A 24,247-nucleotide genomic window follows, 5' to 3' on the forward strand; every position below is an offset into this window, starting at 1 on the left:
CGTTTGAGTTGCTGCTTTTAAAACGTTAGTTTGCGTGCCTGATAAGTTCTCGGTGTGCGCTTGTCAGTGTTTGGCAGGCATTTCAGATGTCGCCAAGTTGCAAGATATTAAATTGAATGGATAGGTCGCCAGAGTACGCGCTGGCGGCGGCGTTGTTATATGCCTGTTTTTTAACGGAACAGGCCAAGGAGTGTCTTTTTTATGCAGGAAGCGAACATCAAGACGGGCGACAGTACGCTCGGCTTCATCAGCCTTTTCAAACTGGCCGATCTCGAACGGGCACTGTTGCCCCACAAGAACAATGAGCACTACGACGCGGTCATCCGTTATTACTCTGCCTGTACCGGCATGCCGGATTCCCATCGGTTGCTCGAGCCCTTGGGGCTCTTGAAACAGACGCTCGCCAAGTTGGTGGGCAAACGCAGGGTCAAGCGCAGCCAGGATACGCATATCTCCGACCCTGCCAGCGCCGGGATTGACCTGCCGCAGATATACGACAAAGTCGAACAGCACGAAGCGCGCCTCCGGTTCAGTGCCGAGCAGATGAAAAAGTTGCCCACGGAAGTGCCCAAGACGTTGCACTTTGTCTGGCTCGGCGGCGGCCTTGGTGACAGTCAGCGCGATTATCTCAATGTATGGCGGCAGGTGTTGGCCCGGCAGGGTTATACCCTGAATCTTTGGTATGACAGCGATGCACTACTGGCCTGGCAAACCAATAAGTTTATTGTCGAGGCCGCCAAGGCCAATGTTTTTTTACACGACGTAGATGAACGTATTACTGAAGTCGAGTTGGGGGCCCTGTACAACGAACATGCCCTTGTTCTGAAACAACAGATGCAGGCCCATATCAATGCCGCTGTGGTGAATGGCGGATCAGCCGATGAGGCCCGGATCGATTTACTGACCCGCGCCTACGGTCAGGATGCGCAAGTACTGCGCCATCAGTTGGAACGCAACCGGCGCAGTGTCCTGGACATGGACGGCTTCGCGTTGCGCGATCTTGCCGCTGGCGCGGTTTCGCTGCAGTTGCAGGAGGTCTATGACCGGGAGATGCGCTTGCTTGGCAATATGGCGGCGGCTGCGGATGTGGTGCGCGCAGAAGTCCTGTTCGCCGAAGGTGGCAGATATACCGATATCGACCACCTTCCGCCGTTGTCGGCCACCTTGGGCGGCGTCGACATCAGTGGTTTTGACCATGATGCCCGACTGGGCACCCTGCAATTGCTGCTGAACGAGAACCCCGAATGGATGCCGGGTCGCCAGGCCTCCTCCCGTTATCGTATGCATATTCCTGCCGAGCATTTGTCGGCACTGGAAGCGTTCGCGCGGAGCCGGCCAAGCTTGAGCGAGGTCTTCGAACTGCCGGCGGAGCGGCTGGCACGACCTTTCGCGTTGCGGGCCTTGAGCATGGAGCTGTCGTTATCCAATGCCTTTCTGATGGCTCATCCGGGCGCCGAGATTCTCAAGAGCGTGATCGACCGCCTGCGCTCCAACTACGAGTTGATTGAAGCATCGGTTCAACTGGCCACCCAGCGCGGTGTTGCATTGAGCGACGTCGCCGGCATGTTGGTGCTGGTGGAAGAAGTCTTCGAAAAAAGACATGGCTCGTTGAGCCACCTGCCGATGGGCGAGGTGCTCAGGGCGATCGCGCGGATATCGGGTGTAGCCACCCACTTTGGCGACGGCATCCGCTTCGAAAGTGAAGGCACCGTCCATCTGACGGGCCCCGGCGCCATGCGCGACGGCATGGCCGACTACGCGAACGCATACTTGAGCGCCGACGTCGCCAGCACCGTGTACAAGGAGGCGGGCATTGCTCCCCACCTGACGGTTAACGGCGCCACCGAAGAGGAGCAGGATCATTCCTGGAAAGAACATGGCAACCAACCGGAAAAATGGGTGGCCAACGAGCAGGCACGCTGGCGTGAAGGCCAGTACCCCACGCGCTACGGCGGCGACATCGCCCAGTTGCTCAAGCATTCGACCGTTGAATTCCAGCAGGGCTGGCCGCTGATCGAAGGGCGTGCGGTGCTGTTGACCGATGTCCTGGAACGATTGGTCGAGGGGCTCGGCGAGCCGTTCATCGAGGCGATGAGCCGGGGGCATGATGGTGAAATCCGCTTCGAGAAACCGCTGCCGCTGAGTTTCGATGATCGCCAGCGTATCCGGCGCCAGGCGCCCGATACGCTGGTTCCGGTGTTCCTGAGCGATGCGAAGATGCAAAGCCTGGGGATCGACGACGTGCTGGGCGAGATTGCCAGCGGCGCCCGGCGCGTCATTGAGGTCAGCCCTGTGCAAAGGCTGTCACTGGGCGTGTTGCTCGGTTTGGACAGCTTGGGTAACCCGCGCTTCAACGCCTCCACCCATGAACTTGAGAACCTGGCCAACAGCGTCGCCGAACAGGCGGTGGCCGGCCGTTACGCGGTCATCGAGCGACAGTTGTTCAAGCGCAGGGCGGCAGGGTTCATGAACGGCCTGGCGAGCGATCCGGCGGATGCGCCGCTGCCGTCCGACAGCGCGCTGGAACTGAAGAGAAGCGCCTTGAAACAGGCGCGGACGCTGTTCCAGTGGGGCCATCATGTCGCGCGGATCCAGAAAGTGGCGACCCTTGAACACCGTCTCCAGGTCGTCGAACGCTCCGCGCAAGTGCTGGACGGATTCGGCCATGCCGGCGTGCAGATGGTCCCCCAGGATTTGCTGCTCAACAGCGATGGCGAGGCCATTGGCGGGCGCTGCTATCCCCTGGCATTGGTGATGAGTGCAGCGCTTGCCCGGGGCGATGTGTCCTCCGGGCACTTGCGCGAGCGTTTCTTCCTGGCGGTGCTCGAACCGGGGCATGCCGATTCCCAGGCCTTCGTACAAACATTGGAGGCGCTGCGGGACGTACCGATGACAGAGGTCGGGACGCGTCTGGGGCAGGCGAACCTGGATCAGGTCAGGGCCCGGCTCGAGAAGCACATCGGCCCCCGTGCGCTGATGCTCAACACTGACAACCATTCGATGTTGGTGGCCAAGACCGTCAGTGGCGAACGTGCCGCCTATCATTTTTTCGACCCCAATTTCGGCCTGTGCAAGTTCGATCATCCCGATGGGCTGCAACGAGCACTGGAGACATTTTTCCAGACAGAGGGCATGGCCCGTTATTACGCCGCCTATGGCCCTGACGCTCGACCGGAATTCGATCTGATCGACCTGCACAGCAAAAAGATCGCCGCCTTGGAACTGGCAGACGGCTTCGCCGTGGAACACCTGCTCAAGCCCGAGCCGTTACCCGGAAAGCCGGCGCTTGGGATGCGCCAGCGGCTGAACAGTGCCCACGGCAGATCCCTGGTGGACAATGCGCACCTGGGCAGCAGTTTGCTGGCGCTGGACAGTCACTGGTGGGGGCAGCAGATCGCTCAGGCCACGGTCGGCTTGCAGGATTTACAGGATTCGACGAGGCCCCTGGTGCCCCTGTTCGACACGCTGCAAATCACCCCCGAAGGCAAATACCGGCTGAGCCTGATCGATCCCACGCAACCGCAACAGCCGATCCACGTGCTCAGCGACGATCAGCGCCTGTTGCGGATCAAGAACTGGCTGTCGGAACAGTTTTTGACACTGGCGCGCAAACCCGTGCAGATGGGTGGCGTCCCGGACCCGACCGAGGCCGGCAGCATCCATACCCTCAACGCCGGTTTTACCATCCAGGCCTTGATGAATGCCTTGCGTGGGCGAGAAGGGGATGACCGAACGTTGACCACCGCCGTGCGCCTTCACGCCTACATCAACTATGCACAACTGGTGCATGGCAATGTCGTGGACGTGGCGGGGCTGGTGCAGCTGGCCCGTACCGCGCTGGCGCAAGAACGGCTCATCGCCCGCACGTGCGCGCCGATTGTCGGTCAGGCCTTGGGGCATGCGGCCAACGAGGGCGTCGGCGCGGTGCTGGGACTGGCCAATGTGGGCTTCGATATCTACCAGTTGAAGACTGCGCAAACCGGCATCGAAACCGCGCAATTCGGCACCCAACTGACCTTCGACTCTGCCAGCCTGGCCTTGACGGCGGGCGGCGTCGGGGCGGGGTTGGCCGGGGCATCGACTGCCGCGGCGGTGCTCGGCGGTGCGGGGGTGATCCTCGGTGGGTTGGCCGTCGGGGTCGCCGCCCTGGCCCAGGGGTTCGCCACCATCGCTCGCGAGGCCCGGCAAGTCGGTCAGTTTTTCGACGACCTGGAGCAGGCCTACCGTGGCGACGGCTACCACTACGATCACACGCTGGCCGCGTGGGTGGCACGGCCGTCGCTGCTGGTCAAAAGCATCGACCTGAACCAGGGGACGGTGCTCCTCGACAGCCCGAAGCTGTATCCACTGCATGATCATTTCGGTGTGCCGGGCTTCGATCGCGATGACGCGCGGGCCATCGATATTCGTCGGGCGCTGGGGTTGCCCGGGCAGGTGGGGTTCGCGCCGCCCGCCGGACACCCCATCGTGCTGCCCTGCACGCCGCAAACCACGTACGGTTATGAATACAAGGCGCTGCCCTTCGCCCGCTGGCGCCATGACCGCGGCTTCGACACGGCCCGGCGGCTGGAAAAAAGACAAGCGGACGGCAGTTGGCTGTTTCTGTTTTCGTTCTATTCGTTTCCTTCCGACTACATCCTCAATCGCCTGAACCCCGTGTATGGCGAGACGGTCATCCGGGTGAACCTCGATGCGCTGGAGCGGACACTGGTGGTGCCCGTGCTGCCGGACGCCTGGCAGGGAAAGTTGGCCTATTGGCTCAGGGGCGCGGGCGGGCGTTGTACCGTGGTGCTCAACCCCGGCGCCGACATAAGACTGGTCGCACCGAACCAGACCTATTGCCGCTGGTTGTTGCAGGCCACCTGGGCCACGGAGCGTGATGTCCGGGTCGAGCCTTCCGGCGAGCTCTACATCGGCACCGTCCATGTGACCCGTGTCGGCCGCCAGGAAGTGCTGATCCGCACCGCCGACCAGTTGTTCAGCGTCACCCAGGGTAAACAGCAACTGGACCTGGTCGAGCAGACGGCACCCGAGGGGTTCGACGAGCGAGCGCTGCTTGACCAATACAAGAGCCTTGCGCGAGCACATCGATTGGCGCTGCCGTACACGCCGGTCCAGCGTTTCCTGATCCCGTTCGAGGATCCCCGGCAACCGCGCTACACCACGGCCTGGTACGACGCCCAACAAGACCGCTTCCTCTACATCCGCGACGACCTGGAAGTGCTCGGTGAGCCACAGTTGTCGGTGGCCCTGGATGGCTCCGCGTATTTCCACGACCCGGAGCAATTGCAGATCTGGCAAACAGATTGCGCCACGGGCTTGCTCAAGCGCTGTTACTTGTTACTCATCCAGGACGGACAAAGCACCATTCGCAGCGTCGAGGTCGACGCCCAGGGCGTGATTCATGTGGTGCAGGAATACGTCATCGATTCTACCGTCCGGCAATACCGTTACCTGATTCATGACGGGCAACTGCTGCTCACTTCGGTCACCTACGACACGGTGCCGCAACTGCAAGCGCTGCTGTTGTCCAACGAGACCCTGGCCGAGTGGTCGTCCGTGCTCGGCCACTTCCTGCGACTGTCTGCCCAGCCCTCCAAGGATGGGCTCGCCACGATCGATTGGCGGCCAGCGCCTTATGTTTCGATCTGCTGGGCGATCACGCCCGACGTTCGGGACATGGCATGGGTACGCCGCAGCGATCGACGCCTGATCCTTGCACCAGCGGCCAGGCACCATGCCCGTGGCTGGGACGACTCGATCAAGCACCTGGACGGCCTGATGCTCTTGCCGATGGCCGATGACAGCGATGTGTGCTTCGTCTACCAGCGCGTCACCCCCACCCAGACGCTCTGCCGGCTGCAGCACAGCGTGAAGGACGGTAAGGCGCAATGGACGCACCACTGGGTGCAGCCCGACGGACTCAAGCAGATCCTGGCCGTCGAAGGGGGCTACGTGGCGCTCGACGAAAACGGGCTGTTTTTCAACCTGGCCGCCCAAGGGACGTTGCAGTTTGCCGGCGTGAGCGAGCATTGGCTCAAGGGTCGTACCCGGTGGTGGCAGGCCCTTGAGCCCTTGGCCATGCGCTATCCGGACAAGGATTTCGCCATTGCCGGCCTGCGCAACGCCGCCGGGGACGGCAACCTGTGTGCCTGGTATGTGAAGCACCGATTGTTGTTGTGCGATCCAGGACTCGACAAGGACGTGCGTTTGCTTGGCGTGACCCCGGACAATCAGTCGGTCTGGCTGTTCGAGCGCTCGAGTGGTGCCGTATTGAGCCAGGCATTCCTCGACCCACAGTCGCTCGATCAGGCCTTTGGCACCGGCTCGCAATGGTTGCCAAGGGCCAACCTGCCGGCTTATCGGCGCGAGTGGACGGGCTGGCGGTTCGCCGACGTCACGCCCGAAGGCACTGGGTTGCGCGGGACCAGCGTGGACGGTGTGTCGCTGACGCTGCGTCATCAGGAAACGGCGACCGTCACGGGCGTCAACCACGCCTGGGTGAGCGCTCAGGGCCAGCACTTGACCGAAGCCCTCCAGCGATTGCTGGACACGGCGCAACATGCCGAGTTCGTGTCGGTGGAGTCCGAGCCAGGAAGCCTGCAATGGTATGACGTGCAAAGTGCCCGGCTGCTGCGAGTGACCGGGAAGAACCTGCCCAGGGACTTCACCTTGCTGGGCACTCAAGCACAGGTGAATGTGCTACTGCACGAGCATCAGGATGGGCGAGTGCTGATCTATCCGGACCAACGCAGCATCGGACCGTTCGATTATGTCCAGCGCAACGCCCACGTGCTGGTGGTCGAGGGAGAGACGCTCGGCCGCGATCTCTTGCCGCTGATTCCCGATGAGGTCAACCGGTTGATCCTGCGTATGGGCCAGGGCGCGGTGACCTGTCATTTGACGAAGGCGATGTGGCTGAAGCTGGAGTCGGTCATTGTCGACTGTCGCCCTGCCTTGGGGGAAATTCCCACCCTGGCGAGCACGTTGATCTGGGCATTGGATGAGCCTGGAAAGCTCGTGTTCGAGATCGTCCAGGCACACCTGGTCATTGTCGATCCGGACAGCGAACGCTGCTTGATCCTGCGTGATGTGTGTTCCGCCGATCCGGTCTTGCGCGGTGAAATCTGCCTGGGTTTCAACACCACGCAATCGCGCCCGGTGTCGACGTTCGTGGCGCGGTTGAGGGGCCTGGGGGCGACGGGCAGTGCCACCCTGAATGAGCTGCTGGCGACAGCGCCGGTCGCGCAATAGGCAGTCTTTCTTTCACGGCACCAGGTAGCCCCTCACCCCGGTAAAAATGATCTGCGCCGCCAAGGCGCAGACAAACAACCCCATCAGGCGGCTGACGATCTGCAAGCCCTGGTCGCCCAGGATCCGTTCGATGCGGCTGGACAGGTAAAGCACGACGCCAACGGTGAAGCTCGCCAGGGCGATGCTGATGATGGCCATGAGTTTGTCGTCCCAGTGCGGCTGGCTCACGCCCATCACCAGCAGGGCGCCGATGGTGCCGGGGCCGACGGTCAGCGGAATGGTCAGCGGGACGATGGTCACGTCCTGCTGCACATTGTCGGTCTGCACGGCCGACTTGCCCTGGGCCATGCCCAGGGCCGAAATGAACAGCACGCTGCCGGCGCCGATCCGGAACGCATCCACGGTGATGCCGAATACGCTGAAAATCACTCGCCCGAACAAATACAGCAACACGCTGGAGATCAGCGTCGCCGTCGCGACCTTCCAGGCCAGGCGACGTTGTTCCTTGCGTGAATAGCCGCGAGTCAGGCCGATGAAGCAGGACAGGACGAAGAAGGGGCTGTAGAGCACCAGCATCTTCAGGTAAACGCTGAACAGCACATGGAGCATGGTCGAGGCTCGCGACGAATGAATTTGACGTGGAGTCTATCAGGCGTCGGGGTGTCTGTCGGCTCGTGGCAAGGGCGAGATACACGTCCAGGAAATACCACTTCATGACAACCGCTGGTAGGGCGTTGAGTTTCATTATTTACGGTTACAGTTGCGCACTTGTTGTCAGGCAGTGGGTTACGTAAGTTCATCGCTCGGATCCAAGGATGATCTTGATTAAATAAGGAAGTTGTATGAACGCTCACTATGATTCTGTTGTAACCCTGGCTGATCGTCTTGAACGCTTGAGTGCTTATGATGTTGCGCCGGAAGCGTTTGAGTTGTTGCCGCGTAATTTTATTGTCCGTGCTGGCGAGACAGCCGACTATCCGGAAAAACCGGATCGCGCGTCGGTTGTGGGTGACGGTATCCTGGCCTTCGTGTCGGGAATGTCCGAACAAAACCAGGCGGATATCCAGCACTCTTACCTGTTTGCGTCGTTAGTGGCTAATAAGCGCTACCCACGTGATGAGCAGGGTAAGGAGTGGTATCAACTTTTCCTGCAAGTGATGCAGGATTGCGGCTGGACGATCCTGCAGAAGTACTATGACGCGGTTGCCGCCTCGGGCAAGCATTTCACGATGGATCAACTGGTGCTGAAAATACTGGGTTCGGCGGTGGCGGCCGCCACGGTTCCCGGGCCTTCGTCACTGCTGATGCTCAAGGTTGCCAGCGATGCCATCGCGGCCTTGCAAACCCGTGACAGGCCGCTCCGGGTGTTTGACCAGAACATCCAGGAGTCTGGCACGGGAGGGTTTGGCGTCGCGGCCTGTCATGAGACGCCACATGGCGAAGTCATCATGGCGCTGGGAGCCGTGCGTTTCATCAAGCGCACGAACCAGACCCAAGTCTTGTTTGTTAATTGGGACAGCAGTTCGGTCGATCTTTATCGTGGTGAAAGCCACATGACCATGGTGCCGGCCGTTATTAACCGTACACGTGCGACCATTATTGAAAAGCTCGGCGATCGCGCCCAGAAAAAAATCGAAGCATACGAAATCTGATCTTGTGTATCCACCTGGCGACTACAACGTAGTCGCCAACCCTAAAAAGAACCAGGTGATTGCAATGAATGAGGGTTATTCGGTTTTTATTAATGCCGGCGTTATCGCGATATTGTCGCCGGGTATGGCTGGGCAGGAAAAAAACGATGTGTTGGATTCGGTATTGTTTGCGCAGTTGGTCGCCAACAAAAAGTATCCGGCTTATGCACAGGCGCCAAACTGGTATGACGAGTACCGTGACGTCTTGAAGAACGGCTGGTTGCAGAAGACTGCTGCATGGGACAACTTCACGCTCGATGAGCAATCCAACTTCAGCGCGGCGCACTGGCTGGGGCGTCGGCTGGGAGATTATGTCGATCCCACGGTAGCCGAAGAAGTCACTCGCTTATTGAGCCGTGTCGGGCAATTGCCCGGTACCTTGCCGGCCATCGAGCAACTGCGCGAGCAGACCTGCAAGCCCAAGGAGCCCACGCCACTGTCAGCGACTGAAGAAGCTGCTGGCAGGGTCTGTTTGCAAGTGATTCTGGCCCGGCAGGGCCCTCTGCTGAGCAGCGTCTCCCTGAGCTATGAGACCACCCAACCGGCTATTTCCAACCCGCTTGGGCAGTGCCTGTCCGTCGCCAATGTGGTGGGGCATCTTCAGTCCAGGTGCTTCCAGGCCAACTTATCGAAGGCGCTTTACGATCCCCTGCGTGGTGCGATCGTGCAAAAGCTGAGGGATAAGCCCACCAAGCATGTCTTTGATATTTCCGGCAACGTCGAGCTGGGGCCGCGTCATGAATCGTGAGCGCCTAGCGGCTGGCGAGCGCTTGTTTCTCCGCAGCGATGCCATACCGGCTGCCGTAGTGGGGGCAAGCCTTGTGTCGTTCGACCAGGGGTTGTCTGCCCAGGATCGCGAAGACATCTGCCTCAGCAACCTGTATGCCCAGTTGGCAACGCGGTCGGCGTATCGGGACGGTTTGGTGGGCAGCTGGTTCAGCTACTACAGGAACACGCTCAGATACCTGGGGTGGGATTCGGCGCGTTCTCCCAGGCCCGGACAGGCAGGCGAGGGGTCAGTGGCCGAGAGCGTTTCCCGGCAAATATCCCAAGCGTTCGATGAGCGCTTTGCGCGGTCGGCGACTGAATCGCTTGGTGCCCTGAAGCGAAACCCCAATGCCCTTCAAGCATTCGAACAGGCGAGCCTGCAGCATGATTCGGCGTTCTTCCAGGTGATTCCCTGCCTGCCGAAATCGCCTGGGAGAATAGAGGTTGCTCTGTACCACAAACAATTCAGCGTTCGTAAAACGCTCTCGACCTTTCTTTTCTGGCCGATCGAGGAGGTTGTGCAGGCCAGCCATGAAGAAATGGCAGTCGTGACGTTCAATACGCTGCACTACGCAATGTTCAGGGAAAAAGTCCTGGCCGCCGTTATCGCCGAGGCGAGCCGTAATATCCATGCGTTGCAAGCTTGAACAGGGCTTCGGGCGTCAGCGGACGCCCTCGGACGAATGCGCGGCGGTCTTGTTCTGCTGGTCGCGCTGGGCTACCCAGTGTTCGATCAGCTCGCGCAGTTGCGACAGCTCCACCGGCTTGGCCATGTGCCCGTCCATCCCGGCCTGGCGTGCGCGTTCCTTGTGTTCGGCCAGGATGTGCGCGGTGAGCGCGACCACTGGCGTACGGGTGCGCTGGTTACCCATTTCCCAGGCACGCAGCTGCTGGGTGGCGGAAAATCCGTCGAGGACCGGCATTTCGCAGTCCATCAGGACCAGGTCATAGCGCTGCTCCTTCATGGCCTTGAGGGCCTCTTCGCCGTTGCTGGCGGTGTCGGGTTGCAGGTTGAGCTTGCCGAGCATGCCGCGGATGACCTTGGTGGAAATGCTGTTGTCCTCGGCCACCAGGATGCGGAAATCGCTCGGCACCTTCACCGTGATGGGAGGACCGGCATTCACCTGCACATTCGTCGCCTGGCCCCTGTTGCGCTGGTTCAACTCGTCCGCCAGGGTGGTCTTGAGGGTATAGCCGGCCACCGGTTTGGCGAGGATGCGCTTGACCCCGCTGTTGCGCGCCACGATCTTGCTCGGCGCATTGCTGATGCCGGTGAGCATGATCAACAGGATGTCGTGGTTCAGGCTTGGGTCTTCCTTGATCTTGGCCGCCAGTTGCATGCCGGTCATGCCTGGCATGTTCTGGTCCAGCAGCACCACGTCGAAATAATCGCGCAGGTGCGCCTTGGTGCGCAGTAGCGCCAGGGCTTCCTTGCCCGATGGCACCGCGCTGACGTTCAGGCCCCAGGCGCTGCACTGCTGCACCAGTACCTTGCGGCAGGTGTCGTTGTCGTCGACGATCAACACCCGTGCCCCTTGCAGCGGGCCATCGAGGTCGGAAGTCGGGTGTTCGAGGCGATCCGGGTCCAGGGGCAAGGTCAGCCACAGGGTACTGCCCTGGTTGCTGCCGCTTTTGATGCCGAATTCCCCGTGCATCAGGATGATCAACTGGCGGGCGATGACCAGGCCAAGGTTGCCGCCCAGGCGCGTGGCCGAGAGGAAGTTCTTGCTGTGCAGTTCGGCGTGCATCAGCGTGTCGCGCTCTTCAGCGTCCATGGGGGTCCCGCTGTCCTGCACTGCGATACGCAGGCGCGGCTGCTGGCTACGCTCGTCGAGGGCGACGACGATCAGCACTTCGCCCTCGTCGGTCTTCTTCAGGGCGTTTTCCAGCAGGCTCAGCAGCGCCTGGCGCAGCCGCGTCGGATCGCCACTGATCACGCGCGGCACCTGGGGCTGGATGAAACTGATCAGCTCGACGTTCTGCTGTTCGGCCTTGGCGCGGAAGATGCTCAGGCAATCCTCGATCAGTGCATTGAGATCGAACTGCACGTCGTCCAGTTCGATCTGCCCGGATTCGAGGCGGGAAATGTCGAGGATCTCGTTGATCAGGGTCAGCAGTTCATTGCCGGCGCTGTGGATAGTCTGCACGTAGTCGCGCTGCTTGACCGACAGCGGCGTGCCCAGCAGCAGCTCGGTCATGCCCAGCACGCCGTTCATCGGGGTGCGGATCTCGTGGCTGATCTTGGCCAGGAACTCGGCCTTGGCATTGATCTCGGCATTGCTCGCCGCCAGGTCACGGCTGATGCTGAAGCGGCTTTCGTTGATCGAGCGCTGGCGCTCGCCCAGGGCGACACTCATCAACAGGCCGCTGATGCAGATGAAGATCAGCAGGGTGATGATCAAGCCCTGGGGAGGAACTTCCGTGAGCCCTTGCAGTGCCGGAAGGATGATCAGCGTGCCCAGGTTGAAGACCACCATGGCGGCGACGAACAACCGGGCCGGGCGATAGCCTTTTTGCCAGTGCCAGGCACTGACGAACAGCATGCTCAGGCCGGCCAGGGCCACCAGGGCGTAGGTCATGATATTGAGTGGCAGCGTGCTGACGAACAACAGCAGCAGGCTGCACAGCATGACGAACACAATGTCCCCCAGCAGCAACCGGTTCAACGGGTGCGGCCCCAGGGGCGCGAAGAAGCGGTAGGCGAACATCAGGCCGCAGGGCGCCGTCAGCAGTAACGCCAGGTAGGCCCCGGGTGTCTGTACCGCCGGCCAGTCGGGTAGCCAGGGCCCCGCCAGGTTCAACAACAGCACCAGGCTGAGCATCAGCAGCCCTTCGCAGGCGGCCAGCCACAGGCAGCTGCGTGAACGGGTATAGGCGTAGCGGGTGAGGTTGTGCAGGATCAGCATGGCGATGCAGCCGAACAGCAGCCCATAGATCAGCGTCTGGTTCTGATCGGCCGCCGCCGTGACGGCCGATTCCAGCGTGACGTAGGGGCGCAGTTCGTGACGTGAGGCCAGTCGCAGGTAGACGTCCAGTGATTTGTCGCTGCGCGGCAGCGGCAGCATGAAGTCGCTGCTGGGTACCGCCGGTCCGGTATGCGGCGTGGCATTGCCATCGACCTGTTGCTCGACCAGGGTGTCGCCGTCCAGCACGTAGAGGTTCAGGCGTGACAGGTCGGGTGCGAAGATGCGCAGGATCTGTTCATGCCTGTCCGGGGCCAGGCGGAAACGCAGCCACAATGCACCACCGGGCTCGGCGGCCCTGAGGCGGTCCAGGTCGATGGGGCTGAATTGATTGGTGTAGCGGGCAGAGCGGATGTCGCTCAGTGTCAGGTCGCCCTGTTCGTCGAGCAATACCGCCCAACCACTGCCTGGCGCGGCCTGGGCCGGGAGCATGCAGAGCAGCGTCAGCAGGGTGACGGTAAAGCCTATGGCAATCCTGAGCCAGCGCACGGCGAAATCCCTTCGTAGGTTGATGCCAGATTATAACTATGCGCGGCGCCGGAACAGTCAGGCAAGGGCCGCAGACCCTTGCCTGACTGAATGGCCGGGTTATTCCAGATTTTCGCCACGCTCGCGGGCAATGGCGCGGTAGCCAATGTCCTTGCGGTAGAAACAACCTTCCCAGTCGATCTCGGCGGCAAGCTTGTAGGCCTGCTGCTGAGCTTCGTCGACACTGGCGCCCATGGCAGTGGCGCAAAGCACACGCCCGCCCGCGGTGACCACTTGCCCATCCTTCAACGCAGTGCCTGCATGAAAGACCTTGCCTTCCAGGCGGGCCGCGGCGTCCAGGCCCTGGATAGCGCTGCCCTTGGCGTAGTCGCCCGGATAACCGCCGGCCGCCAATACGACACCGACGCTTGGGCGCGGATCCCACTGGGCCTCGACCTTGTCCAGGGCCTGGGCCAGTGCGGCCTCGACCAGCAGGACCAGGCTCGATTGCAGGCGCAGCATGACCGGCTGGGTCTCAGGATCGCCGAAACGGCAGTTGAATTCGATGACTTTTGGGTTACCAGCCTTGTCGATCATCAGGCCCGCGTAGAGGAACCCGGTGTAGACGTTGCCTTCCTCGGCCATGCCGCGCACGGTCGGCCAGATCACCTGGTCCATGACACGCTGGTGCACCTGGGCGGTCACCACCGGGGCCGGGGAGTAGGCGCCCATGCCGCCGGTGTTCGGGCCGCTGTCGCCATCGCCAACGCGCTTGTGGTCCTGGCTGGTGGCCATCGGCAGGACGTTCTTGCCATCGACCATGACGATGAAGCTGGCTTCCTCGCCGTCGAGGAACTCTTCGATCACCACACGGGAGCCGGCGTCACCGAAGGCATTGCCGGCGAGCATGTCGCGTACGGCGTCTTCGGCCTCGGCCAGGGTCATGGCGACGATCACGCCCTTGCCGGCGGCCAGGCCGTCGGCCTTGATCACGATCGGAGCGCCTTTCTCGCGCAGGTACGCCAGGGCCGGTTCGATTTCGGTGAAGTTCTGGTAGTCGGCGGTCGGGATCTTGTGACGGGCCAGGAAATCCTTGGTGAACGCTTTCGAGCCTTCCAGTTGCGCGGCACCGGCGGTCGGACCGAAACAGTCCAGGCCGCGGGAGCGGAACAGGTCGACCACACCGGCCACCAGGGGCACTTCCGGGCCGACGATGGTCAGCGAGACGTTCTTCTCGGCGAAGTCGGCCAGTTGTTCCAGGGCCAGCACGTCGATGGCGACGTTTTCGCACTTGGCCTCGATGGCGGTGCCGGCATTGCCCGGTGCCACGAAAACTTTCTGCACACGGGGATCCTGGGCCACTTTCCAGGCCAGGGCGTGTTCGCGGCCACCGCTGCCAATGATCAAAACATTCATTTCAAAAACCTCGGATGACGCTGATTCTGGATGCAGCGCTAAAGCTGCCTTTCTGTGGGAGCGAGCTTGCTCGCGATGGCGATGTGTCTGCGGACTTCAATGCTGACTGAATCGACGCTATCGCGAGCAAGCTCGCTCCCACAGTGGGTCGGTGTATCAGTGACGGAAGTGGCGCATGCCGGTGAAGACCATGGCAATGCCGGCTTCGTCGGCAGCAGCAATCACTTCAGCGTCACGCATCGAACCACCCGGCTGGATCACCGCGGTGATACCGACCTTGGCCGCGTTGTCGATGCCGTCGCGGAACGGGAAGAACGCGTCGGAGGCCATGACCGCGCCTTGTACCTGCAAGCCGGCGTGTTCAGCCTTGATGGCGGCGATGCGGGCCGAGTTCACGCGGCTCATCTGGCCGGCGCCGACACCGATGGTCTGGCGGTTCTTGGCGTAGACGATGGCATTGGACTTGACGTACTTGGCGACTTTCCAGGCGAAGATCAGGTCGTTGATTTCCTGCTCGCTCGGGGCACGCTGGGTCACGACCTTGAGGTCTTCGCTGCCGATCATGCCGATGTCGCGGCTCTGGACCAGCAGGCCGCCGTTGACGCGTTTGTAGTCCCAGGCCGGTGCACGATCGGCCGACCATTGGCCGCAGGCCAGCAGGCGCACGTTGGCCTTGGCCGCGACAATGGCGCGGGCTTCTTCGCTGACCGAAGGGGCGATGATCACTTCGACGAACTGGCGCTCGACGATGGCCTTGGCGGTCTCGGCGTCCAGTTCACGGTTGAAGGCGATGATGCCGCCGAAGGCCGACTCGGTATCGGTGGCGTAGGCCAGTTCGTAGGCCTGGCGGATGCCGCCCTCGGCGTCCGGGCTCACGGCCACGCCGCACGGGTTGGCATGCTTGACGATGACGCAGGCGGGCTTGACGAAGCTCTTCACGCATTCCAGTGCGGCGTCGGTGTCGGCCACGTTGTTGAACGACAATTCCTTGCCCTGCAACTGGGTGGCCGTGGCAATGCCGACTTCGGCAGGCTTGGCTTCCACGTAGAACGCCGCGCTCTGGTGCGGGTTCTCGCCGTAGCGCATTTCCTGGGCCTTGACGAACTGGGTGTTGAAGGTGCGTGGGAATTCACTGCGGCCTTCGGTCGACAGGGTTTCAGCGGCCTGGTTCACGGTGCCCATGTAGTTGGCGATCATGCCGTCGTAGGCGGCGGTGTGTTCGAAGGCCTTGAGCATCAGGTCGAAGCGCTGGGCGTAGGTCAGGCCACCGGCCTTGAGGTTCTGCAGCACGTTGGCGTAGTCGCTGGCGTTGACCACGATGGCCACGTCTTTATGGTTCTTGGCCGCCGAGCGGACCATGGTCGGGCCGCCGATGTCGATGTTCTCGATGGCGGTCGGCAGGTCGCAGCCAGGCTTGTTGATGGTGGCTTCGAACGGGTAGAGGTTGACCGCGACCAGGTCGATTGGCTTGATGCCGTGTTCGTTCATGATGGCGTCGTCGATGCCGCGACGGCCGAGGATCCCGCCATGGATTTTCGGGTGCAGGGTCTTGACCCGACCGTCCATCATTTCCGCAAAACCGGTGTAGTCCGCGACTTCCACTGCGGCGACACCGTTGTCCTGCAGCAGCTTGAAGGTCCCGCCGGTGGAGAGAATCTCGACGCCCAGCTGTTGCAGCTCGCGGGCGAATTCGAGGATCCCGGTCTTGTCGGAGACGCTGATCAAAGCGCGGCGGATCGGCAGGCGGGTGGTCTGGTCGGTCATTTCAATTTCCATCAAAAGCAAGGGAAGTCAGCAAAAAAGGCGACCGTTTTTATGCGGGCGCCTTTCTGGTTTGATTGAATGCTTACAGCAGATCGTACTGCTTGAGTTTCTTTCGCAGGGTGCCGCGGTTCAGGCCCAGCAGTTCACTGGCCTTGGTCTGGTTGCCCTTGACGTAGTTCATCACGCTTTCGAGCAGAGGTGCCTCGACTTCGGAAAGCACCAGGTTGTACACATCCGTGACGGCAGCGCCCTCAAGGTGGGCGAAATAATTGTGCAGCGCCTTCTCGACACTCCCGCGAAGGGTCTGGCCTTCTTCGCTGGGGGTATTGAGGTGCTGTTTCAAATTCACGTTGTCGCTCACGGGTGTTGTTCCACTCACTAAAGTCTCGGTCATCATCGTCATGCGGCCACCCCTTCGTCCCCTGTCAGGCTCTTGTAACGCTCAGCGAAGAACGCCTGAACGTCGGCGCATTGTGCTTGCGTACCATCCAAACGATTGAAACGGGCGCGAAACTCCCTGGCGCCCGGCAGGGTTGCGAGATACCAGCCCACATGCTTGCGAGCGATGCGTACGCCCATGACTTCTCCATAGAAGGCATGCAGCGCGGCCAGATGCTCTAGCAGAATACGTTCCACCTCGGACAACTGCGGCGCCGCGAGTTTTTCGCCCGTGCGCAGATAGTGTTCGATTTCACGAAAAATCCAGGGACGCCCCTGGGCGGCCCGGCCGATCAACAGGCCATCGGCGCCGGTGGCGTCCAGCACGTACCGGGCCTTCTCGGGCGAATCGATGTCGCCGTTGGCAAAGACCGGGATCGACACCGCCTGCTTGATCGCGGCGATGGTGTCGTACTCGGCCTCGCCGGTGTACAGGTCGGCCCGGGTGCGGCCATGGACCGCCAGCGCCGTGATGCCCGCCTGTTCGGCGATCTTCGCCACCACCAGGCCATTCTTGTTCTCCCGGTCCCACCCGGTGCGGATCTTCAGGGTCACCGGCACATCGACTGCGGCGACGACCGCCTGCAGGATCTCGGTGACCAGCGCTTCATCTTTCAACAGTGCCGAGCCGGCGGCCTTGTTGCAGACCTTTTTCGCCGGGCAGCCCATGTTGATGTCGATGATCTGCGCCCCCAACTCGACATTCGCCCGGGCCGCCTCCGCCAGCATCTGTGCGTCGCCACCGGCGATCTGTACCGAGCGGGGCTCGGGATCGCCTTCGTGGATCATGCGCAGACGCGATTTGCGGGTGTTCCACAAACTCATGTCGCTGGTGACCATTTCCGAAACCACCAGTCCTGCGCCCAATCGTTTGCATAACTGACGAAAGGGCTGGTCGGTGACGCCCGCCATAGGGGCGAGAACCAGGCCGTTCTGCAATGTGTATGGGCCGATGCGTACCGCCGACATAGGACTTCCCTGAAGTGGGGCCGGATCATGAGACTTCGAAAAAGGGTTGGCATGATACCCGCTCTCGATGACTGGATAAAGATCGAATTGGATAAAATCTGAACAGCTATTTTGTTATCGCCAGCGGTTTGGTCTGGGTGGGGTCAGTCAGAAAGCTGCCGTCAATTGGCCAACCCTGGCCGGTTTCATTCGGGTGAATGAAAGCTCAGGCTGTAGTTCACTGCCTTGGGTCCCGGATCCAGGATGTCCAGCGCGATGTGGATGGGCGTCTGCGGCGGCATTTCGCCGCGGCCCTCCAGATCACCGCCCAGGTACTCCCCGGGCTTGAAGCGTCGGCTGGCGATCAGGTGCCCGTTGAGGTCGGCAAAGCGCAGTTCCAGCAACGGAAAAGGTTGGGAGAAGGGCGCACGGTTGTAGATGATCGCGTCCACCACCAGGGCGCCGCTGAACTCTGGATGGCTGCGCACCACCAGGTTGCTGCTTTTGATCTTGGCGATGTCGACCTTGGACGGTACGTCGCAACCGATGGTCGGGCAGAGTTGCAGGAACCAGGGCCGGTACTGGTCCTGGCGGGCCAGTTCCTCGAAATGGTAGGCGATGTACTGGCCACCCAGGGCTGCGGCGGCGAGCAGGATCAGCAGGGCCCACAACAAGCGTCGGCCCCAGGGCGAGCGGCGCTTGCGCCAGTCCAGTTGCAACGGGTCGTCGTCCAGGTCCTGGAGGGCTTCTGCGCGTATCCCCGGCTCCTGGCGTTCCCGGGACTTGCGCAGCGGTAGCGGCTGCTCGGGTTCGTCGTCGTGGTCGTCGGTGGCGGACAGGCGCTCGAGGTGTTCGTCGGGTTCGTCGTCCGGCGCGAGGCGCAGCGCAGCGACCGGTTCGTCGTCCGGCTCAAGCGGTTCGAGGGCCAGGGACAAGGACGGCTCGGTACGCGGTGGCCGCGCCGGCTCGTGGGGTTCGAACGGTTCGAAGGGGGTATCGAGGACGGCTTCAGCGTGTTCGCCCGAGGTTTCGCTGTACAGGCTGTCGGGCCAGGCTTGCTGTTCGCTGGAGAGCGAATCGCGTTGCGCGCTCAGGTTGTCTTCCCGGCGCCGGCCGGTATTGCCCGGGGCGCGATTGTCACGTCGCTCCAGGCGCGCCAGTTCCTTGTCCAGGTCATCCAGGTCCAGCTCGGCGGCGCTCCATTGTTTCTGGCTGATCGCCCGGGGCGCAGCTTCGGCGGCAGGCTTGGAGGGCGGAGCGACGGTGGGCGTCGCTGGCTTGACCGTGCGTTGTTCCAGCAACTGTCGTGCGGCATTGAACACCTGCAGGCACGAGCCGCAACGAACCACTCCGCGGGCCACGCTCAACTGAGCATGGTTGACGCGAAAACGGGTCTGGCAATGCGGGCACTGGGTGACGAAGCTGTCAGTCATGCGGCAATCCGGTGGGTACAGGCGCTCATTCTAGCGCCGACGTCCGGTGATGCGCACCCAGCCATCGCGATTGGCGATCGGGTCCAGGTCAAAGTCCGCGGCATAAGCGGCGGCGACTTCTTCGCCCTGTTCGGCGAGGATGCCCGACAGCGCCAGGCGTCCGCCCGGCTTGACCAGGCTCGACAGCTGCGGCGCCAGGGACACCAGCGGGCCGGCGAGGATATTGGCCACCAGCACGTCGGCCTGGACCTGGGGCAAGTCCTGTGGCAAGTACAGCGCAAACAGGGCTTCGGCGATGTGGTTACGCCCGGCGTTGTCACGGGAGGCTTCCAGGGCCTGGACGTCGATGTCGGTGCCGACCGCTTCCCGGGCGCCCAGCAGAAGTGCTGCGATCGCCAGGATCCCCGAGCCACAGCCGAAGTCGAGCACGTTGCAACCCTTCAGGTCCTGGCCGTCGAGCCATTCCAGGCACAGCGCGGTGGTCGGGTGGGTGCCGGTGCCGAACGCCAGGCCCGGGTCCAGCAGCAGGTTGACCGCGTCCGGCTCTGGCGCGGCATGCCAGCTCGGGACGATCCACAGGCGCTGGCCGAAACGCATCGGCTGGAAGTTGTCCATCCAGCTGCGTTCCCAGTCCTGGTCCTCGATCACTTCGCTGTGGTGCTCGGGCAGCGGGCTGCCGGTCAGCAACTCGAGATGGGCCAGTACGCTGGCCGCCTCGGTGCCGCCTTCGAACAGCGCCAACAGGTGGGTGTGGGACCACAGCGGGGTGGTGTTGAGCTCCGGCTCGAAGATCGGCTGGTCTTCGGCGTCCATGAAGGTTACCGATACAGCGCCTACTTCAAGAAACGCGTCTTCGTAGGTTTCGGCTTGTTCCGGGCTGATGGCCAGACGTACTTGCAGCCAAGGCATGGCGGGCACCTTTGAAAAATCCACAGGGGGCAGCGCAGGGCTGCAAAGGCGCGCAGTGTACGCCAGGTCGCCGTCAAAGTGGATAAGCGAGTCTCGCGCCGTCGGGGTGGTGTTTCGATATATATATGTATGGCTTGGGCATGTCGCAGGGCGGATAAGGTGCCGGTCCACACAGCAGGAAGGATTGTGCATGGACATCATTGCCGAACGGCAAGGCAACATGGAGCGCACGGGGATGGTCGCTTCCCCACCGATGGCTACCGCACGGGCGACCTTGGAGAAACTGACGCGTTGGCAGGCGGTTATCGACGCGCGACTGGACACACAGATGAGCCTGCTGGAGGTGCTGGAAGAGTATTTGCTGGTCGAACTGCGCACCCACTATTACCAAGGCAATATCGATCCACACTTCATCGGCACCCTGCTCGATACCGTGTTGCAGCGCATGATCGACCAGACGTTTTTGGTGTACGACGAGGAACAAGACGCACCCTACCGCTGGCCCGACGGCGCGGACCTGGGTTTTGCGTCCGAGCGCCGGGCGTTGGTTGTACAGGCGGTGGAGGGGGCGGCCACTCGGTTTGTCGAGCACTACAAGGACTATCTGCGGCGGCATTGGCGAATGGCTGCGCACGACGCCTCGCTCGAAGACGTGATCAGGCAGAAACTGGATGAGCACCTGATTGCGGTCGACGAGCTGTTCCAGCCCGACCGCCTGGTCGGTCTGGGCGTCGATGAGTGGCGAGAGCGGATCGAAGCACTCCAGGACGCCTGGCGCCGGACGAGTCGCCTGACCGCGTTGGCGACCGCGTCCGAACGCCGGGACCTTGGCGCGCTGGTGCGGCCGCAACTGCCGCATTGGCTGCGGGGGCTGAGCCCTTCAGATCGTGAATGGCTGTGGGCGCTTGAGCGCCAGGCCGCGCTGGCGCAAGCACTGGTGGATGAGCGGGTCGATGGCCTGGGCTCGCTGCGCGCCTTCGCTCGGCAGTTGGCCAGGGACTATGTCCGGAATGAAGGGGACATGGAGGTCGAGCCGGACAGCATTCGCGTGCAGTTGCAGTGGCGAACGGTCATTGGCCAACCCGTCCACACTTACAACCTGAGTGAGCTGGTGGCGGCGGGGCCGGTCAGGCCGGACGCGGTGTCGGTGTTTCTGGTCGAGAATGGCAGCATGCTCCGTAACCAGCCTCTTTCACCTGCCTTCATCGGGCAGTTGTTGGCGAACGTCGACGCGCCTGCCGGGTACCTGCCAGCACTGGCCGAGCGATACGCACGTGGGGATCTGAAGGATGCCATGCTCGACGGGTTTGTAACGCGCCTGCAGCACAGTGCGTTTGTCGCCCGCTGCGCAGGCCAGTTGTCGGTGACCCACCACGACCACCTCAGGGCCCTGTGGGAGAACGCGGTCGACGGGGTGCGTGTCGCCGGGCTGGTGCTTCCCCATGGCCTGAAGTGTGCCGATCTGCTGGTGTTCTATCGCGATGAGGCGGGCGGTGGTGTCAGTGACCTGCTGCTGTACGCCCCCGGCAAACCCGATGGCCAGGAGTGGATCGAATTGCCCTCGCTGCGGGCCCTGAGTGGCGAAGTCGGTGCGTGGACCCAGCACGAGGCCGGTCGCGAATACCTGTTGCAGCAACTCTCTCCGACCGAGCGCGGACAAGCTCGCGCGTACTTTGCCCGAGTGGTGGAGAAACCGTTTTCCTGGGACCTGGGACAAGACCTCAGGGGCACTGAGGCAGGTTTCAGGGCCTGTCTGCAGGACGCGGTCTCGATCGGCCTGGCCAATAACCTGACGCAAGTGGCGTTGAACGAGTCGCCTCGCTGGTACTCGGCATTGCCGCTTGAGTCACGACGCAACATCAGCGGCTTGAGCCAGGCCTTGCTGGTTCATCAGCAGGTGTTCGATGAACAGCTCGTTGGCTATGAAGTCTTCATGGCCTTCGCCAAGCGCACCTTCGCCGACATGATCGCGCCTTACCTGCGCAGCAAGGGTGTGCTTGAGCCGGTCGATCCGGCCACCGTCTTCATCGACTACCGTCCGGGGCTGGCCGCCGAGAAAAAAACCGCCAGCCTGCTGGACCTGGCCATCTTCGGATACGAGCAAAACGCGGACATCGACGACCCCGCCAAAGGCGTGCGCTCTTCTGTCGGGCAGGATCTGGGATCGGTTCGCAGTGCCGATCTGGCGTCATACATTCGCGTGGCCTACTTGGGGGAGCGATATGCCAAGCACATCCGTGCCGGGTTCCTCGATGCCACGACGCCCGAATATGGGAAGCGCCGCGAAGCGTACCGCTACCTGCTGCTGGCCAGGATGGACCGCGACCTGCGCGTGGCCCACGGCAAGAGGATGTTGGGCGCCGAAGCGCTGCGCTGGCTCACCCGGCAAGTCACGCTGCTGAGCGATGGACGAGCGGTGAATAGCGCCACGCACCCCGGTGCGGCCGTGACCCGCGAAGGTGTGATCAAGCTGACCTTCAGCGGTCATGTGGTGTCGGGGGCCTACGTATTCACCTACTTCGATCCGAAGGCTTCTTATTGGTTGTACGCCCCCGACGCGCCGGATGGCATCCTGTTCCGCCCGTACCTGGCGTTCTCCGGGAGCGCTGCGGCGCAACTGCATGACTACGTATTGGCGCGGGTCGCACTCAATGCGCGTGCCGTTGTGGGGAAGACACTGGCGGCGCTGGCGGCCGGGACTGCCCGGGTCGATACCTTGCGCGAACTCAATCGGCTGGACGATGCCCGTGACGAGTTCGATGCCGGTATCGAGCGCGCTGTCACCGATGTGGAGGACATCACCACCAGCCGTGCCGAAATGATCCGCAACCAAGTCTTCAAGGGCCTGATCTTCGCGGCGGCTCCGGTGTGCATGGTGTATCCGCCCTTTGCCGTGTTGCTGGACATTGGCTTGATTGCCGTCAACGCCAGTCAGGCCATCGGGAGGCATGTGCAAGGCGATACGCAGGACGCACTCGGTCACTGGCTGGTCGCGACCTGGGGAACGCTGTTCGCCACGCTCGGCGCCGCCAGCATGGCCACGGCGTTGGGGCATGCGGCCAGCCACCTGCGGCTCGCGGTGAAACCCTTGCCATTGTCGGCCCAACACCTGAGAAGCACGTCTTCAGTGCTTGCCAAAGAGTCCGGGCCGCTGGTTCCAGCCCTGCGCCTCAAGCCGCAGCAGGCGGCCGGCAGGACGCCGGAGAACCTGCAGCGGGTGACAGAGGAGGGGATTTTTTTCGGCACCTATCGCAGCCCGCCCAACGCCTCGCAGCCGCAAAGTACCTATTACATCGCGAGCGGGGGCAGGTATTACCAGGTGAAGAGGGATCCTTACTTTGGCGGCTTGTGCCTGGTGGATGCCCGGCGTCCCGGTGCCTTTTACAAATTGCCCATCCGCAGAATGGCGAATGGCAAGTGGACCCATGACAAAGTCGGTTTGCGCGGGGGCAATGGAGAGGTGCGCAACCTGGGGCGAATAGCCGATTTGCGGGAGGCGTTTCCCGGGCATGTCTTCCCGGATGTGGCAAGGGGGGCGTTGCAGGGCGAGGCCGTGGTGGCGAGATTCGGCGAGGCGGTGTCTGACAACTATCTGTTCTCCCTGAACGCGCAGACCTGTGTGATCGCTTCGTTGTACAACCCGACCACCAAGGTGGGGGCGGTCATTCATTTCGATCACAACATCCGCGCGCTTATCGAACGCAGCCTTCGAGATGTCACGCAGCGCCTGGGCGGGACTGCGCAGGATATCCGCGCCACCCTGGTGGGCGGGGACTGGCTGACGGGGGCCGACATCGGCGGACGGGTCAGGTCGGCGATGCGGCGCCAGGGCCTGCAACCGACTTGGGATCACTGGTCGTATTCGTCCTGCTTCGGCAATACCTATGGGCTTTCACTGGATCTGGGCAGCGGGCTCGCGTCGGTCTTCAAGACCTCTCGCAGCCAGGTCGAGCGCTACTACATACCGGTGCTGGCCCGGGCGAAAAAGAGCACTGATCCGGTGTCGGTACGCGCACGCGGGTTCATGGCGCGCGTGCGCAGCGATCCCTTGATCGCCGATGTCAACGGTGTCGTCAGTACGTCCCAGGGCAGGCCGGCAACCGTGGCGCAGATCGAAGCCCAGGCGTTTCCCGTGGTGACGCTGAGCTGATCCTTTGGCTGCCTTCCTGAGCGCACGCAAAAAAAGACCCCGGCC

13 protein-coding genes are annotated in these 24,247 nt (G+C 62.2%); 5 read left to right on the plus strand and 8 right to left on the minus strand.

Annotated elements, in window-relative coordinates; translation table 11 throughout:
* Positions 1 to 201 precede the first annotated feature (201 nt).
* Positions 202 to 7,254 carry a TcdA/TcdB pore-forming domain-containing protein gene (locus ACMTA2_RS04345; protein WP_413793864.1) on the plus strand — a complete coding sequence of 2,351 codons (7,053 nt, stop codon included), beginning with the start codon at positions 202 to 204 and terminating at the stop codon, positions 7,252 to 7,254.
* A 12-nt stretch (positions 7,255 to 7,266) separates the two neighbouring features.
* On the opposite strand, the gene ACMTA2_RS04350 is transcribed toward ACMTA2_RS04345, so the two are convergent.
* Positions 7,267 to 7,863, minus strand: coding sequence for a MarC family protein (locus tag ACMTA2_RS04350; RefSeq protein WP_092171337.1), 597 nt, complete (start codon positions 7,861 to 7,863; stop codon positions 7,267 to 7,269).
* Positions 7,864 to 8,096: 233 nt separating this feature from the next.
* Here ACMTA2_RS04350 and ACMTA2_RS04355 point away from each other — a divergent pair, with 233 nt between their 5' ends.
* From ACMTA2_RS04355 to ACMTA2_RS04365, 3 genes are all read left to right on the plus strand, one after another.
* Entirely contained in the window at positions 8,097 to 8,906 is an 810-nt protein-coding gene (locus ACMTA2_RS04355; protein ID WP_413793865.1) for a hypothetical protein, read from the plus strand.
* Between the two features lie 64 nt (positions 8,907 to 8,970).
* Positions 8,971 to 9,693, plus strand: a complete 723-nt coding sequence (locus tag ACMTA2_RS04360) for a hypothetical protein (protein ID WP_413793866.1) — start codon at positions 8,971 to 8,973, stop codon at positions 9,691 to 9,693.
* Positions 9,683 to 10,360, plus strand: a complete 678-nt coding sequence (locus ACMTA2_RS04365; protein WP_413793867.1) for a hypothetical protein — start codon at positions 9,683 to 9,685, stop codon at positions 10,358 to 10,360. The genes ACMTA2_RS04360 and ACMTA2_RS04365 overlap by 11 nt, the downstream gene beginning before the upstream one ends.
* A gap of 15 nt (positions 10,361 to 10,375) precedes the next feature.
* On the opposite strand, the gene ACMTA2_RS04370 is transcribed toward ACMTA2_RS04365, so the two are convergent.
* The 7 genes from ACMTA2_RS04370 to prmA all read right to left on the minus strand — a co-directional run bounded on the left by ACMTA2_RS04370 (position 10,376) and on the right by prmA (position 20,052).
* The gene (locus ACMTA2_RS04370) at positions 10,376 to 13,165 is read right to left on the minus strand and encodes a hybrid sensor histidine kinase/response regulator (RefSeq protein ID WP_413793868.1); all 2,790 of its coding nucleotides are present in this window, start codon (positions 13,163 to 13,165) and stop codon (positions 10,376 to 10,378) included.
* A gap of 99 nt (positions 13,166 to 13,264) precedes the next feature.
* The gene (gene purD, locus ACMTA2_RS04375; protein ID WP_063323117.1) at positions 13,265 to 14,560 is read right to left on the minus strand and encodes a phosphoribosylamine--glycine ligase; all 1,296 of its coding nucleotides are present in this window, start codon (positions 14,558 to 14,560) and stop codon (positions 13,265 to 13,267) included.
* A 156-nt stretch (positions 14,561 to 14,716) separates the two neighbouring features.
* On the minus strand, positions 14,717 to 16,324 hold the full coding sequence (purH, locus tag ACMTA2_RS04380; RefSeq protein ID WP_413793869.1) for a bifunctional phosphoribosylaminoimidazolecarboxamide formyltransferase/IMP cyclohydrolase: 1,608 nt from the start codon (positions 16,322 to 16,324) through the stop codon (positions 14,717 to 14,719).
* An 82-nt stretch (positions 16,325 to 16,406) separates the two neighbouring features.
* Complete coding sequence (gene fis / locus ACMTA2_RS04385; RefSeq protein WP_003186237.1) at positions 16,407 to 16,727, minus strand: DNA-binding transcriptional regulator Fis; 321 nt, start codon at positions 16,725 to 16,727, stop codon at positions 16,407 to 16,409.
* The gene (gene dusB, locus ACMTA2_RS04390; protein ID WP_053181619.1) at positions 16,724 to 17,731 is read right to left on the minus strand and encodes a tRNA dihydrouridine synthase DusB; all 1,008 of its coding nucleotides are present in this window, start codon (positions 17,729 to 17,731) and stop codon (positions 16,724 to 16,726) included. The genes fis and dusB overlap by 4 nt, the downstream gene beginning before the upstream one ends.
* A gap of 185 nt (positions 17,732 to 17,916) precedes the next feature.
* Positions 17,917 to 19,143, minus strand: a complete 1,227-nt coding sequence (locus ACMTA2_RS04395) for a DUF3426 domain-containing protein (protein WP_413793870.1) — start codon at positions 19,141 to 19,143, stop codon at positions 17,917 to 17,919.
* Between the two features lie 30 nt (positions 19,144 to 19,173).
* Positions 19,174 to 20,052, minus strand: coding sequence for a 50S ribosomal protein L11 methyltransferase (gene prmA / locus ACMTA2_RS04400; RefSeq protein ID WP_413793871.1), 879 nt, complete (start codon positions 20,050 to 20,052; stop codon positions 19,174 to 19,176).
* A gap of 190 nt (positions 20,053 to 20,242) precedes the next feature.
* Here prmA and ACMTA2_RS04405 point away from each other — a divergent pair, with 190 nt between their 5' ends.
* Positions 20,243 to 24,202: a dermonecrotic toxin domain-containing protein gene (locus ACMTA2_RS04405; RefSeq protein ID WP_413793872.1), complete on the plus strand. Its 3,960-nt coding sequence runs from the start codon at positions 20,243 to 20,245 to the stop codon at positions 24,200 to 24,202.
* Positions 24,203 to 24,247 lie beyond the last annotated feature (45 nt).

The organism is Pseudomonas medicaginis, from assembly GCF_965119365.1.
Lineage (GTDB): Bacteria > Pseudomonadota > Gammaproteobacteria > Pseudomonadales > Pseudomonadaceae > Aquipseudomonas.